The sequence below is a fragment of the Tardiphaga sp. 37S4 genome (assembly GCF_021044645.1).
GTDB classification, from domain to species: domain Bacteria; phylum Pseudomonadota; class Alphaproteobacteria; order Rhizobiales; family Xanthobacteraceae; genus Tardiphaga; species Tardiphaga robiniae.
In genome coordinates this window covers 458,676-471,868 of record NZ_CP088008.1, presented here as the reverse complement: position 1 = coordinate 471,868, position 13,193 = coordinate 458,676, and the positions used below count along the sequence as shown (strand labels likewise).

Sequence of the window (13,193 nt, the reverse complement as noted above, 5' to 3'; positions counted from 1 at the left end):
GGCTAGGATGCTGACGACGATCGGGATCGCCGGGCCTTCGCGGTCGACAGAACGGTTCCGGACCTGCGGAGGTCATCCAGGTAATCTGCGTACCACTGCATCATCGGGACGCGTTCTTCCCAATATTCGGCGCCATTATAGGCACCGCGAACCTCGTCTTCCTCTTGGTGCGCTAATTGACGCTCGATAGCATCGCTATCCCAACGGCGCCTGCCATCCGAGCGGCGGCTTTCGTTCAGCAGTGTCGATGCCGTCGACCGGAAGCCATGCGCGGTCACTTGCGCTTTCGTGTACCCAAGCCGGCGAAGCGCAGCGTTTAGCGTCCCATCGGAAATTGGACGATGCCACGAGCGGATCTGCGGAAACAAATAGGGCGACGTGCCTGTGACTTCGCGAAGGTCATTGATGATCGCAATCGCCTGTCGAGACAGCGGCACTTTGTGTGGCCGCGGCATCTTCATTTTTTCCTTCGGAATGTTCCAGACGGCGTCCCGCAGATCGAATTCCTTCCATTCCGCGTGCCGCAGTTCGCCCGGCCGAACGAAGGTAAGGGCGATCAGCTGCAACGCTGCGCGTGTTGTGATCTGACCGTCCATGTCGTCGATCGCGCGGAGAAGCGCGCCGACGGCCTTCGGCTCGGTGATGGCGGCCCGGTGATTGACCTTTGGCGCTATGAGGGCCCCCGTTAGGTCAACCGATGGGTCGCGCTCGGCGCGATTGGTGCTGATCGCATATTTGAAGACACGACCGCTAATGCTGCGGGCGCGTCGGGCCGTGTCATATCGCCCTCGCCTCTCGATCTTTCGAAGTACATCAAGCAATTCCGACGCCTTGATTTCGGCGATCGGTCGATCGCCCAAATCGGCGTTGATGAAGCCGAGAAGCCATTTTTTCTTCTCAATTGTCTTTGGGTCGTCGCCCTCGGCTTCGAACTTCGTGATCAGTTCGTCCGCGACGATCCGGAACGTATTGCTGCGCGCGATGCGCGCCGCGCTGCGATCCAACTTGCGCTGCGCGGACGGATCGATGCCCTTGGCCAGAAGCGTCTTGTTCGCGTCCCGACCGGCGCGGGCGTCGGCGAGACTGACCGCCGGATAGGCGCCCAGCGCGATCAGCTTCTGCTTTCCGTCGAACCGATACGCCTGCCGCCAAAGCCGCGACCCGTTCTTTTCAACAAGCAAATGCAGCCCGCCTCCGTCGCTGATTTTGTAGGGCTTCGTGGCGGATTTGGCGGCACGGCAGGCGGCATCCGAAAGCGGCATCGATTAGGTCCCCGCAGTCAATCTACCAACACGCGATCGACGGGATACCAACAGCAATACCAACAAAAACAACGGCTGCCGGCGGACGGTCGCGAATGTCAGCGAACGAGAAAGCGCTCTAATTCAAGCACTTATAGCACATCAGCGGACAGAGGAGGAAGCTGGGGGACAACAAATGGTGCCCAGGGGCGGGATCGAACCACCGACACTGCGATTTTCAGTCGCATGCTCTACCAACTGAGCTACCTGGGCGCCGCCCCGGATCAGGTCCAGGGAGCGCCGGTTTATAGTCAGGCAAATCGGCCCTGTCCACCCGCCCGATGGCATTTCTGTGAACGAAGATTTTCCCGTCAAAACAATGGGAAATGACCGCTTCGGACCGGCTTGGACAGCGCGAATGCCCGTCGACCCTATTCGGCGTCCTCGTCATCCGTCGGTTTGCCGGGAATCGCATAGGAGCCCGACAGCCAGCGATTGAGATCCACGTCGCGGCAACGCTCGGAGCAGAACGGCTTGGAGGCCTCCATCGCGGGCTTGCCGCAGATCGGGCACGGTTTTTCGCCGGATTTGGACACTTTAGCTTGCATTCAACCAACCGAAACGGATCGGGAAGCCTTCGCCGCCCAGCAGGGAGACGGTCTCATAGAGCGGCAGGCCGACGATATTGGAGTAGGAGCCGACCATCTTGACCACGAAGGAGCCGGCAATGCCCTGCACGGCATAGCCACCGGCTTTGCCGCGCCACTCGCCGGAGCCGATATAGGTCGAGATGTCTTCTTCATTGAGGCGCTTGAAGCGCACCTTGGTCTCGATCAGCCGCTGCCGGAAGCTTTCCTTGGGGGTGACGATGCAGACCGCCGTATAGACACGGTGGTTGCGGCCCGACAGCAGCCGCAGACACTGCGAGGCTTCATCGACCAGTTCCGCCTTGGGCAGGATGCGGCGGCCGACGGCGACCACGGTATCGGCAGCAAGAATGAACGCGCCGCGGAGTTCGTCGTCGAGCTGGACCGACTTCAGCGCCGCTTCCGCCTTGGCGCGCGCCAGCCGATTGGCGCAGGCGCGCGGCAGCTCGCCCCGCTTCGGGGTCTCGTCGACATCGGCGGGACGCAGCGCATCGGGCTCAATGCCGGCCTGGTTGAGCAGGCTGAGGCGGCGGGGCGAACCGGAGGCGAGAACGAATTTGGGACGGCCGAGCATGCGGGGCGATGATCCTGGAAATGCGGCCGGAACCTATCGGAAGGGCTCTGCTTCGACAACCGCGGTGCGGTTATTTAACCGCTCGCCGCGCCGCCTTTGGCGAAACGCTTGCGGATTCGCAGCAGCAGTCCATCGCAGACCTCGCGATAGGCCGCCAGTTTCTGGTCGCGGTTACCTTCGGTTCCCGTGGGATCCACCGTCGGCCAGTATTCGACCTCGGCGGCATCGGTGCGCGTCAGGTCCAGCGCCTTGTGATGCGCCTCCGGCGACAACGTAATGATGAGATCGAAATTGAGCCCTTCCCAGTCCTCAAGCTCCTCGAAGGTCATGGGCTTGTGTCTGGAGATGTCCTGGCCGAGTTCGGCCATCACGGCCACTGCGAAAGGATCGAGCTCGCCCTTCTTCACCCCGGCGGATTTCACATACAGCGCCTGCGGAAACATCTGCTGCAACAGGCTGGCGGCCATCGGCGAGCGCACGCTATTCTGGCCGCAGGCAAACAAGACCGCCTGCGGCGTACGCGCGCGTGGCGGCGCGGCCATCAGCGACTAGCCTTTCCAATGAAGGACAGAGATCAACGTAAAAAGCCGCCGCGACGTTTCGAAATCGACGCGCACCTTGCCGGCCAATCGTTCCTGCAGCGTCCGCGAGCCTTCGTCATGGATGCCGCGGCGGCCCATGTCGATGGCCTCGATCTTGTCGGGCGTAGCGGTGCGAATCGCTTGATAGTAGCTGTCGCAGATCATGAAGTAGTCCTTCACAATGCGGCGGAACGGCCCCAGCGACAGAAGGTGCGCGACGACCGGCGTGCCGTCCTCGCGGCGGATGTCGAACATCAGCCGGCTGCCGGTGATGCCGATATGCAGCGTAAACGGGCCGACGTGTGCGCCTTCCGGCGCGAACAGATTCTGCTCGATCAGGTCGTAGATCGCGATCGCGCGCTCATGCTCGATATCCGGCCCGGAACGGCCGATCGATTCCTCATCGAGCGTCACCGCGACGATGCGGTTGTTGCTGTCATCCTCTGGTGGAGGGGCATTACTCATCGCAAATTGAGGCGCAATCCGACCGAACGTGCGTGAGCATCGAGGCCTTCGGCCTTGCCCAGCGTCATCGCAGCCGGTCCCAGCGCCCGCAGCTGATCCGGCCCGCACTTCAGGATCGATGTTCGCTTCATGAAGTCAAGTACGCCGAGGCCCGAGGAGAACCGCGCCGAGCGTGCGGTCGGCAGCACGTGGTTCGAGCCGCCGACATAATCGCCGATCGCTTCCGGCGTATGGCCGCCGAGGAAGATGGCGCCGGCATTGCGAATCTTGAGCGAGAACGCCTCAGGATCGGCCGTCATGATTTCGAGATGCTCGGCGGCGATGGCGTTGGCGAGCGGCACGGCGTCATCGAGCTTATCGACCAGAATGACCGCGCCGAAACTCTCCCACGACGCACGCGCGATCTCGGCGCGCGGCAGTGTGGTGAGCTGGGCCTCGACGGCAAGGATAACATCGTCCGCAAGGCGCTCGCTGTCGGTGATCAGGATCGACTGCGCATTGGCGTCGTGCTCCGCCTGCGCCAGCAGATCGGCGGCAATCCAGTCGGCATTGGCGGTGTCGTCGGCGACAACAAGCACTTCCGACGGACCTGCGATCATGTCGATGCCGACCTTGCCGAACACCTGGCGCTTGGCAGCGGCCACATAGGCATTGCCGGGACCGACGATCTTGGCCACCGGCGCGATGGTCGCGGTGCCATAGGCCAAAGCGGCCACGGCCTGCGCGCCACCGACGCGATAGATCTCGGACACGCCGCCGAGCTTCGCCGCGGCCAGCACCAGTGGGTTGAGCTTGCCGTCCGGCGACGGCACCACCATCACCACGCGCTCGACGCCTGCGACCTTGGCCGGCACGGCATTCATCAGCACCGACGATGGATAGGCGGCGGTGCCGCCGGGCACATAGAGACCAACAGCTTCAATGGCGCTCCAGCGCCAGCCAAGCTCGACGCCCAGCGCATCGGTGAAGCGGTCGTCCTTGGGCAGCTGGCGCTTGTGGAACAGCTCGATGCGATCGCGGGCGAATGTCAGGGCCTCGACGGTCTCTGCGTCGCAGGCGGCCACGGCGGCATCGATCTCGGCAGGGGTCACGCACAGAGCCGAGGCCTTGAGGTCGAGCCGGTCGAACTTGCGGGTGGCCTCCAGCAGCGCTGCGTCGCCGCGGGCGGCGACGTCATCGACAATGGCGCGCGTGGCAGCCTCGATATCGGCCGCGACTTCGCGCTTCATGGTCAGGAAGGCATTGAAGCGCTGGGTGAAATCGGCGCTGGCGGTATCGATACGAATTGGCATTCTGGTGTTCCGGCGGGGCCTTGCCGGCCAAGGCCCCCTGCTCAATGGCGCGGCGACAAAGGGCCGTCAACCCTGTGCTGCCATGGAAACGATGAATAGCGGATCAGGCGTCCAGACCGGAGGCCTCGGTGCCGGCATCGCTGGTCAGATCGTCCGGGCCGAGATCGGCCAGTTCGACCTCGAGACACTCGACATCCAGCCGGAGTGCGCCCCCACCGGCGAAGATCAGGACGACGCTACCGCCAGGAGGCTCGGCGGCATGGAATTCGATGCCGAACAGTTCCAGCGCGATGTCGGGCGCGCCGAGATCGATATCGCGGGACTTGCAGGCCAGCACGCGGTCGAAGCGCAGCGCCGAGACCAGCCGGCGCGGCGTGACTTCCCCTGAAATCGTCTGATCCCAGTCGAGCCGGCTCATGCCGACCACGAGCCGCTTCTCGCTCTGCCGCCAGATAATGTCGCCGACATTGACGGCCGCATCCTGAACATGCGCGGAAATCACCGCGAGGTCGTCGGCATCCAGTGCAATCAGCTTGCGTTGACCCGTCACGGCGACCCCTTTGAGAGAATCCTATCCGCTGATGCGCTCGATGGTGGCACCGCAGGCGGACAGCTTTTCCTCGAGCCGCTCGAAGCCGCGATCGAGATGATAGATGCGGTTGACCATGGTCTCGCCTTCCGCGACGAGGCCGGCGATCACCAGAGAGACCGAGGCGCGCAGGTCGGTCGCCATCACGGGCGCACCGCGCAGCTTGGCCGTACCGTCGATGGTCGCGGTTTCACCGTCGAGATGAATGCGCGCGCCGAAGCGGGCCAGCTCCTGCACATGCATGAAGCGGTTTTCGAAGATCGTTTCGGTGATATGCGAGGAGCCCGTGGCTGTCGTCATCAGCGCCATCAGTTGCGCCTGCAGATCGGTCGGAAAGCCGGGGAATGGCGCCGTCGACACGTTCACCGGCTTGATGCCCGCGCCGTTGCGCGAGATGCGGATGCCGTCGTTGTTCGGCGTCACCGTCGCGCCGGCCTCGACCAGTACGTCGAGCGCCGACTGTAGCAATTCAGGCCGTGCGCCTGAAAGTTGCACATCGCCGCCGGTCATGGCCACGGCCATGGCATAGGTACCAGTCTCGATGCGATCCGGCAGCACGGTGTGGCGCGTGCCATTCAGCTTGGCCACGCCCTCGATCGTGATCGTCGTGGTGCCGGCGCCGGAGATGCGCGCGCCCATCTTGTTCAGGCAGTCGGCGACGTCGACGATTTCCGGCTCACACGCCGCGTTGTTGATAATGGTCGTGCCCTTGGCCAGCGTCGCAGCCATCAGCGCCACATGGGTGCCGGACACGGTGACCTTGGCGAAGTCGATCTCGGCGCCTTTCAGGCCGCCGGGGGCTTTGGCGATCACGTAGCCGCCGTCGATAGTCAGCTCGGCGCCGAGCTTCTCCAGCGCCATGATCAGCAGATCCACTGGACGGGTGCCGATGGCGCAGCCGCCGGGCAGAGACACCTTGGCTTCGTGCATGCGCGCCAGCAGCGGCGCGATCACCCAGAAGGAGGCGCGCATCTTCGACACCAGCTCGTAGGGCGCTGTCGTATCGATGATATTGGCGGCGGAGATATGTAGGGTCTGGCCCTGATATTCATGGTCGCCCGGGCGCTTGCCGGCCGACATGATGTCCACGCCGTGATTGCCGAGAATGCGCTGCAACTGCGCGACGTCGGCCAAACGTGGCACGTTGTCGAGAATCAGCGTCTCGTCGGTCAGCAGACCGGCGATCATCAATGGCAGCGCCGCGTTTTTGGCGCCCGAAATCGGGATCGTGCCATTGAGTTTGCTGCCGCCGACGATGCGAATGCGATCCATACCGATTCCCGCTGATTGCTGTGCCCCGACTATAGGGCGGATGGCCTCTTTAAAGCAAAAGCGTCGAAATTTGCGGTTTTTCGATGAGGCCGGCGGCAAATCTAAGAAAGGGCCGAATCGGCCCGTTTACGCTCCGACCTGATTGATATCCGGGGTTTCCAGGATTGGCTTGGAGTAACCGTTACGAACCACCCGGATCATGGCGCGGCCGACTTTCTCTGTCGTGGTGACGTATTTTGGCGCGATCCGGACCAGCAGCGCCCAGAGGGGCGCGGTCGCGGTGTAGATCGCCTGAACCCACGCAGTTTTCGAACGAACACCATGCAGCGGTTGGATGCCGCCGGGGCGGAACATATAGGCGGCCTTGAACGGCAGCTTGAGCAAATCGTTCTCGGTCTTGCCCTTGACCCGCGCCCACATGACGCTGCCCTGCTCGGTGCTGTCGGTGCTCTGGCCGGTGACGTAAATAAAGGTCATCGCGGGATTGAGCCGCGCCAGCGTGTTCGCCACCGCGAGGGTGATGTCGTAGGTGATCCGACGATAGTCCGGCTCGCTCATGCCCAGCGACGAGACGCCAAGGCAGAACAGGCAGGCGCCATAGCCCGTCAAGTCAGGCGCGATGGCCGACAGATCGAAAAAATCCGTATGCGTGATCTCACGCAACTTGGCATCGCATTGCCCGGTAGGACTGCGGCCGACCACGAGCACGGCCTCGACATCGGGATCGAGCAGGCATTCGCGCAGCGCGCCTTGCCCGACCATGCCGGTCGCACCGAACAGAATGACTTTCATGAGACTTCCTTTGGATGACTGACAGTCGATCGCGCGACGCAATCAGGCGGCAATCGCGACCTGATCGAACGACGTGCCGGTGAGCGCAGCTGAGACGTCCCATAACCGCGCGCCGACGGCGGCATCCTGAGCTCGCGGCATGATCTTCGCGGGAGCCGGCGGCCCCTTCATTTCATAGACGCCGTTCGGGCCGTAATAGCCAGCTGGCTTCGCATCGGGTGAGGTGGCTGCAAACAATGTCGGCAAGGCACCGGCGGCGGCTGAATGGCTCAGCGGACGCAGCAACCGGCTTCCGAGCCCCATCAAGCCACCGCTGCCGGGACCGTTCGGAATGAGATCGGTGAGCGCGAAACCGGGATGCGCGGCATTGCTCATCAGACCCCAGCCCGCGGCATCGCTGCGCCGCTGCAACTCGATCGCGAAGATCAGCATCGCGAGCTTCGACTGCTGATAGGCTTTCCACGGCTTGTAGAATGTCGCGCCCTGAAGATCGTCGAAATCGATGAGGCCCGAACGATGCGCAAGACTGCTGAGATTGACCACACGCGGCGCCTTGTTGCGGCGAAGCACAGGGAGCAGACGCGCCGTGAGCGCATAGTGACCGAGATAATTGGTACCGAGCTGCATCTCGAAGCCGTCGGCGGTGGTCTGGCGCGTCGGCAGCGCCATCACGCCGGCATTATTAATCAGCAGATCAAGCGACGCGTACATCGCATCGAAACGGCGTGCGAAAGTAGCGACGGCGTCCAGGCTGGCGAGATCGAGGTGCTCATAGCTGATGATCGCGTCGGGATGTCGCTCGCAGATGCGCTCGATCGCAGCGCTCCCCTTGGTGTCGCTACGGCCGGTCAGCACTACTTCGGCGCCGGCTCCCGCAAGCGCCATTGCGGTCTCGAAGCCGAGGCCGCCTGTCGCCCCGGTCACCACGGCCAGTTTGCCGGTCATGGGCGGAATGTCCCTAGTGGTCCAATCACTCATCTCTGTCTCCCCACATCCGATCAGCGGCACGAACGCCTGCGCAAGGCTAAATGTGCACTCAGTGCAAATTTGCAATAGGTGCAGGCTAGCCTTATCTTAAGGCCGATGAGCACCGCCAAGCCTCTGAAATCAAAATTGAAAACGTCAGCGGCCGACATTGCGCCGGCCGCCGGGCTGCGCGAGCGCAAGCGTGAGCAGACCCTGCAGCGGCTGACGGAAGCGGCGATGAAGCTGTTTCTGGCCAAAGGCTACGAGGCCACCACGCTGGACGATATCGCGGCCGCCGCCGAGATCTCGCGCCGCAGCTTCTTCCATTATTTCGCGTCCAAGGAAGATGTCGTGGTGGCGTGGCAGGATCGCAGCGCCGATGCCCTGACCGCTGCCATCGCCGAACGCCCTGCTGATGAATCGATGATCACCGCAGCAGAGAATGCGATCCTGACCATGACTCGGCACCTCAACCCCGAGGATGCCATTGCCATTGCCCGGTTGAAGCGCGAAACGCCAGCACTGCAGGCGCGCGAGCAGGTCAAATACGAGAAGATGGAACGCGCGATGGCGGGGGCGCTTGCAGCGCGCGCCAGCGACAAGACCGGTCAGACGCAGGCGCGACTAGTGGCAATGATCACCACCGGCGCCATCCGGATCGCGAGCGAGAACTGGCTGACCCAAGGCGCGCGCGAAAAGCCGGACGTGCTGGTCAGGCGCATGTTTGCGGATATCCGGGCGGCCCTCGACGAGCCGCCCGCACGCAAGGCGAAAACCTGACGGGTGATATTAGCCGCCCGCTGCGGCTAATCGCCGTCGCGCGATCAGGCAAAGCCGCCGGGCATCGGGCGAAACTTCCTGATCGCAAGGAAGGTCGTGACGACGAAGAACACCAGCACGATGCCCTGAACAATCGCAAAAGGCGGCTCACTGGGCGGCACGCTCGGTGCCAGCGCATGAAGCGGCGGGACCTTCAGGAAGCTCTGGATCACCAGCACGAACACATTGAGATAAAGCGAAATCATCGCAGTCAGCACGTAAATCCAGCGCCATGGCCCCGCCAGCTTCTGGCCGTACAGCGCCAAACAGGCGACCGCCAGCAGCACCAGCGAAATGATGCCGATGACATGCGACGGCAACAATTTCTCGACCGGGAAGAAGAAGCCGGTCACGCTGGTCAGGATCGTCGTCAGCAGAAATAGACCGGTCCAGCCGGGCAGCGGCTTTGACTTCAGCAGCCCGACCATTGCGACCAAGCCAGCAAAAATTCCGATCAGGCTGACCACCACATGAAGCAACGTGAACGTTGCCAAGCTCATTCCCAAAACCATGATGCACCCCTGCTTTAGAACTCGTCAAATCTTAGGGTGCAGCGCGGGAACTTGCCAATAGTTTTTGGCTGATAGTCATCATATAGATTTACGTGCAAGGCGCCGTTTTCTTCAAGACATTCGCGTTCGATCAATAGTGCCCCGCAATCTACTTATTGAGAAACTCAACCAATTTCGGGATCACCTGATCGGGGGCTTCTTCCATCAGCCAATGGCCTGAGCCTTTGACGATAACGCCGTCCACATTGCTGGCAACGAGGCGCCCCTGCTCGATCAGGAAAGACCCACCGGCCTTCTCACCAGAGAGAACCAGCATCGGCATTGGCAGTTTGGTCTTGGCAAGTTCGGCAAACTCGGCGGCATCTTTCTCAAAAGCACGGAAGACCTCGAAACCGGCTGCCATATGGCCGGGCTTCGCATAGGCCTTGGCGTAAAACACGCGGTCCTTTTCGGGCACCGACTTCTTCGGGTTCGCGGCGAAATCATTCCAGAAGTGCTCAAGGTAAATGCGCTCGCGGCCCGCGACCAGCGCCAGCGGCGTCTTGCCGTAGAAATGGAAGTGCCAGAGGTCGCGTAACAGCCAGACATGCGTCCAGTCGCCAACACCAGGCAAAAAGGCATCCATCAACGCGATACGATCGACTTCGCTCGGATATTGCGCAGCGTAGGCATAGGCGACCATCAGGCCGATGTCGTGGCCGACAATTTTCACCTTGGGATATTTCAGGCCGACCACCAACGCATGGATATCGCGGGCCATCGCCACCTTGGTGTAGCCATCGGCCGGCGCGTCGGAATCGCCGAAGCCACGCAGATCCGGCGCGATCACCGTATGACTGGCCGCAAGTTTCGCGATCAGCGGGCGCCACATATGGCTGGTCTCGGCATAGCCATGCAGCAGCACGATCGGATCGCCCTTGCCCGCAATGAGATAATGCAGCTTGACGCCGTTGATGGTGGCGAAGCGGCTTTGCGGAGCTTGCGCTGAAGCGGATACGGGGAGAAACGGCGCTGCCAGGACGGCCAGCAGCACACCCAACAAAGCCCGGCGTCCGATCGTAAAAATGTGCATGAAGTCCCCACTGAAACGTCGCCCGCGTCGGGACGATTGTCTCAGTAGTAGCGCGGAATCGGCCCGTTGTGCGGAGTCTTTCGATCCGACAAATCGAACATGACTTCATCGACATAGCACCAGCCCCAGCCTTCGGGCGGATCGTAGCCTTCGATAATCGGATGCTTCGTGGCGTGGAAATGCTTGGTCGCGTGCTTGTTCGGGGAGTCGTCGCAGCAGCCGACGTGACCGCAGGTCCGGCAGATCCGCAAGTGCACCCACATACTGCCCGTTTTCAGGCATTCCTCGCAACCGAGTGCGCTGGGTGTCACATCGCGAATGCCGGAAATATGCGTGCAGCCTTTGGGCATGATGATCTCCCGTTATGAGCTCAAAGGGTTGGCGTGGCCGTATCGCCGAGAAAACCATGCAGCGCCGCCACCACCTGGGCGCCCTCGCCGATCGCGCCGCCGACACGCTTCACCGAACCCGAGCGCACATCACCGACCGCAAAGACACCGGACACCGACGTCTCCAGCGCCTGCACGCTGCGGCCATTGGCGGGAATGCCGGTGATGATGAAGCCATGACGATCGAGGGTGACGCCGCAATCCGCCAGCCATTCGGTGGCGGGATCGGCGCCGACGAACAGGAACAGATTACGGATGTCAGCGCAGGACTCCTCGCCGGACAGCCGACTACGGGTACAGATCCGTTCGAGCCCCGCCTCCTGCGTCCCCTCCAGCGCCACGACTTCGGTGTTGAAGACCAGCTCGATATTCGGTGTCGCCTCGATGCGCTCGATCAGATAGCGCGACATGCTGGCGCCGAGGCCGCCGCCGCGGATCACCATATGCACCTTGTTGGCCTGGCTCGCGAGAAACACCGCCGCCTGACCTGCCGAATTGCCACCGCCGACCAGGTAGATTTCCTGCTCCCTGCAGAGTCGGGCCTCGATCGGAGATGCCCAGTACCAGACGCCGCGACCTTCGAAATCGGCGAGCCGCTCGATGTCCGGCCGGCGATAGCGTGCGCCCGATGCCACCACGATGGCCTTGGCACGCATGACATCGCCATCGTCGAGTTCAAGAGCGAACAGTCCGTCCTTGCGTGAACAGTCCAGCGACTTCACGGCCGCCGGGATCATGATATCGGCGCCGAACTTCTGCGCCTGGTTGAAGGCACGCGCCGTGAGTGCCATCCCGGAGATGCCAGTCGGGAAACCGAGATAGTTCTCGATCCGCGCGCTGGCGCCGGCCTGGCCGCCGAATGACTTGGCATCGCACACCGCAACCGACAGGCCTTCCGACGCGCCATACACCGCGGTGGACAAGCCCGCAGGTCCGCTGCCGACGATGGCGACGTCATAGGTCTTGCCCTTGGCGATATGGCTGATCATGCCCATCGCGCGGGCGAGTTCGGAGAAGGACGGATTGCGCAGCACCGTGCCGTCGGCCACCACCACCAGCGGCAGATCCTCCGGCGACGGCGTATAGCGCGCGATCAGATCGGCGGCGTCCTTGTCCGTTGCGGGGTCGAGCAGATGATGCGGATAGCCGTTGCGGGAGAGGAAGCCCTGCAGGCGAATGACATCGCTGGAATTGGCCGTGCCGATGAAAGCCGGACCGCCAGCGCTGCCCTGCAGGAGGTTCACCCGACGCAGGATCAGCGCACGCATGATGCGCTCGCCCAGATCCGCTTCCGCGATCAACAGCGCGCGCAGCCGTTCCGGCGGAATCAGCAGTGTCTCGATATCGCCTTCAGCATGACCGTCAACCAGCGCGACGCGGCCCGACAGTTGCGCGATCTCGGCCACGAACTGTCCGGTGCACTGATCGGCCACCGGCGTGATGCGGCCGAAGCCGTCGCGCTGGGTGATCGCCACATGTCCGGACAACACCACGAACATGCCGGGACCGGGCTTGCCGGTCTCGAACAGGCAATCGCCATCCTTGTAATGCCGGATCTCACCGAAGCGGCGCATCCGCTCGATCTCCGCCGCCGTCAGCACGGGAAAAGTCTGATCGTGACGCGGCAGCGCCGCCCGCGGCGCGTAGGCCGGCAGCTCGGCGCTGGATGATGCCTGGGATTCTGATGACATTTAAACTCGCATGCTCACGCGGCGGACAGGTGCCATCAATCCCGATCGGGATCGACGGGTCTTGAACAGAAGTCCTGTGTCTTATCGTCATCCGATGACGCCTCGACTGCGACGGCATCGCTGGCCTGACTGGCGCGCCCGCGCATTTGCACCTTCCGGCGCTTGAGATTTTCACGCAGCGCCTGGCGCAGCCTGTCCTGACGGGCAGTTGCACTTTCCTTGGCGGGTTTGCTCGGCTTATCGGTCATGGGCAGTTATGGTCGATCGAATGGCGTGCACACAGATGCGCCC

General features: G+C 62.6%; 16 protein-coding genes and 1 tRNA gene. 1 reads left to right on the top strand and 16 read right to left on the bottom strand.

Annotated elements, in window-relative coordinates:
* Positions 1–2 precede the first annotated feature (2 nt).
* The 11 genes from LPB73_RS02250 to LPB73_RS02200 form a co-directional block, all read right to left on the bottom strand.
* A complete protein-coding gene (locus LPB73_RS02250; RefSeq protein WP_231079461.1) occupies positions 3–1,262 on the bottom strand; it encodes a tyrosine-type recombinase/integrase in 1,260 nt (419 codons plus the stop codon).
* A 176-nt stretch (positions 1,263–1,438) separates the two neighbouring features.
* Positions 1,439–1,514 (bottom strand) — tRNA-Phe (locus tag LPB73_RS02245).
* A 158-nt stretch (positions 1,515–1,672) separates the two neighbouring features.
* Positions 1,673–1,837, bottom strand: coding sequence for a DNA gyrase inhibitor YacG (yacG, locus tag LPB73_RS02240; protein WP_414716850.1), 165 nt, complete (start codon positions 1,835–1,837; stop codon positions 1,673–1,675).
* Position 1,838: 1 nt separating this feature from the next.
* The gene (locus LPB73_RS02235; RefSeq protein ID WP_093756955.1) at positions 1,839–2,462 is read right to left on the bottom strand and encodes a Maf-like protein; all 624 of its coding nucleotides are present in this window, start codon (positions 2,460–2,462) and stop codon (positions 1,839–1,841) included.
* Positions 2,463–2,536: 74 nt separating this feature from the next.
* On the bottom strand, positions 2,537–3,004 hold the full coding sequence (locus LPB73_RS02230) for a low molecular weight phosphatase family protein (protein WP_068734774.1): 468 nt from the start codon (positions 3,002–3,004) through the stop codon (positions 2,537–2,539).
* Between the two features lie 6 nt (positions 3,005–3,010).
* Positions 3,011–3,508, bottom strand: coding sequence for a UPF0262 family protein (locus tag LPB73_RS02225; RefSeq protein WP_089266102.1), 498 nt, complete (start codon positions 3,506–3,508; stop codon positions 3,011–3,013).
* Positions 3,505–4,800, bottom strand: a complete 1,296-nt coding sequence (gene hisD, locus LPB73_RS02220; RefSeq protein ID WP_231079459.1) for a histidinol dehydrogenase — start codon at positions 4,798–4,800, stop codon at positions 3,505–3,507. The genes LPB73_RS02225 and hisD overlap by 4 nt, the downstream gene beginning before the upstream one ends.
* 103 nt (positions 4,801–4,903) lie before the next feature.
* On the bottom strand, positions 4,904–5,350 hold the full coding sequence (locus tag LPB73_RS02215) for a DUF2948 family protein (protein ID WP_231079458.1): 447 nt from the start codon (positions 5,348–5,350) through the stop codon (positions 4,904–4,906).
* Between the two features lie 21 nt (positions 5,351–5,371).
* The gene (gene murA, locus LPB73_RS02210; protein ID WP_093756957.1) at positions 5,372–6,661 is read right to left on the bottom strand and encodes a UDP-N-acetylglucosamine 1-carboxyvinyltransferase; all 1,290 of its coding nucleotides are present in this window, start codon (positions 6,659–6,661) and stop codon (positions 5,372–5,374) included.
* A 126-nt stretch (positions 6,662–6,787) separates the two neighbouring features.
* Positions 6,788–7,453, bottom strand: a complete 666-nt coding sequence (locus LPB73_RS02205; RefSeq protein WP_231079457.1) for an epimerase — start codon at positions 7,451–7,453, stop codon at positions 6,788–6,790.
* A 42-nt stretch (positions 7,454–7,495) separates the two neighbouring features.
* On the bottom strand, positions 7,496–8,431 hold the full coding sequence (locus tag LPB73_RS02200; RefSeq protein WP_231079456.1) for an SDR family oxidoreductase: 936 nt from the start codon (positions 8,429–8,431) through the stop codon (positions 7,496–7,498).
* Positions 8,432–8,566: 135 nt separating this feature from the next.
* On the opposite strand from LPB73_RS02200, the gene LPB73_RS02195 reads away from it, so the two are divergent.
* A complete protein-coding gene (locus LPB73_RS02195; RefSeq protein ID WP_231079455.1) occupies positions 8,567–9,199 on the top strand; it encodes a TetR/AcrR family transcriptional regulator in 633 nt (210 codons plus the stop codon).
* Positions 9,200–9,243: 44 nt separating this feature from the next.
* On the opposite strand, the gene LPB73_RS02190 is transcribed toward LPB73_RS02195, so the two are convergent.
* The 5 genes from LPB73_RS02190 to LPB73_RS02170 all read right to left on the bottom strand — a co-directional run bounded on the left by LPB73_RS02190 (position 9,244) and on the right by LPB73_RS02170 (position 13,150).
* A complete protein-coding gene (locus LPB73_RS02190) occupies positions 9,244–9,750 on the bottom strand; it encodes a hypothetical protein (protein WP_231079454.1) in 507 nt (168 codons plus the stop codon).
* Between the two features lie 148 nt (positions 9,751–9,898).
* A complete protein-coding gene (locus LPB73_RS02185; protein WP_184511830.1) occupies positions 9,899–10,822 on the bottom strand; it encodes an alpha/beta fold hydrolase in 924 nt (307 codons plus the stop codon).
* A gap of 41 nt (positions 10,823–10,863) precedes the next feature.
* The gene (locus tag LPB73_RS02180) at positions 10,864–11,172 is read right to left on the bottom strand and encodes a UBP-type zinc finger domain-containing protein (RefSeq protein WP_092145281.1); all 309 of its coding nucleotides are present in this window, start codon (positions 11,170–11,172) and stop codon (positions 10,864–10,866) included.
* 20 nt (positions 11,173–11,192) lie between these two features.
* On the bottom strand, positions 11,193–12,902 hold the full coding sequence (locus tag LPB73_RS02175) for an FAD-dependent oxidoreductase (RefSeq protein ID WP_231079453.1): 1,710 nt from the start codon (positions 12,900–12,902) through the stop codon (positions 11,193–11,195).
* A gap of 35 nt (positions 12,903–12,937) precedes the next feature.
* Entirely contained in the window at positions 12,938–13,150 is a 213-nt protein-coding gene (locus LPB73_RS02170; RefSeq protein WP_231079452.1) for a hypothetical protein, read from the bottom strand.
* Between the last annotated feature and the right edge of the window lie 43 nt (positions 13,151–13,193).

Coding starts and splice junctions, on each gene's coding strand:
- LPB73_RS02185 (WP_184511830.1), bottom strand. CDS start 10,822: ATGCACATTTTTACGATCGGACGCCGGGCTTTGTTGGGTGTGCTGCTG.
- LPB73_RS02205 (WP_231079457.1), bottom strand. CDS start 7,453: ATGAAAGTCATTCTGTTCGGTGCGACCGGCATGGTCGGGCAAGGCGCG.
- LPB73_RS02230 (WP_068734774.1), bottom strand. CDS start 3,004: ATGGCCGCGCCGCCACGCGCGCGTACGCCGCAGGCGGTCTTGTTTGCC.
- murA (WP_093756957.1), bottom strand. CDS start 6,661: ATGGATCGCATTCGCATCGTCGGCGGCAGCAAACTCAATGGCACGATC.
- LPB73_RS02175 (WP_231079453.1), bottom strand. CDS start 12,902: ATGTCATCAGAATCCCAGGCATCATCCAGCGCCGAGCTGCCGGCCTAC.
- LPB73_RS02235 (WP_093756955.1), bottom strand. CDS start 2,462: ATGCTCGGCCGTCCCAAATTCGTTCTCGCCTCCGGTTCGCCCCGCCGC.
- LPB73_RS02190 (WP_231079454.1), bottom strand. CDS start 9,750: ATGGTTTTGGGAATGAGCTTGGCAACGTTCACGTTGCTTCATGTGGTG.
- hisD (WP_231079459.1), bottom strand. CDS start 4,800: ATGCCAATTCGTATCGATACCGCCAGCGCCGATTTCACCCAGCGCTTC.
- LPB73_RS02180 (WP_092145281.1), bottom strand. CDS start 11,172: ATGCCCAAAGGCTGCACGCATATTTCCGGCATTCGCGATGTGACACCC.
- LPB73_RS02200 (WP_231079456.1), bottom strand. CDS start 8,431: ATGAGTGATTGGACCACTAGGGACATTCCGCCCATGACCGGCAAACTG.
- LPB73_RS02225 (WP_089266102.1), bottom strand. CDS start 3,508: ATGAGTAATGCCCCTCCACCAGAGGATGACAGCAACAACCGCATCGTC.
- LPB73_RS02250 (WP_231079461.1), bottom strand. CDS start 1,262: ATGCCGCTTTCGGATGCCGCCTGCCGTGCCGCCAAATCCGCCACGAAG.
- LPB73_RS02170 (WP_231079452.1), bottom strand. CDS start 13,150: ATGACCGATAAGCCGAGCAAACCCGCCAAGGAAAGTGCAACTGCCCGT.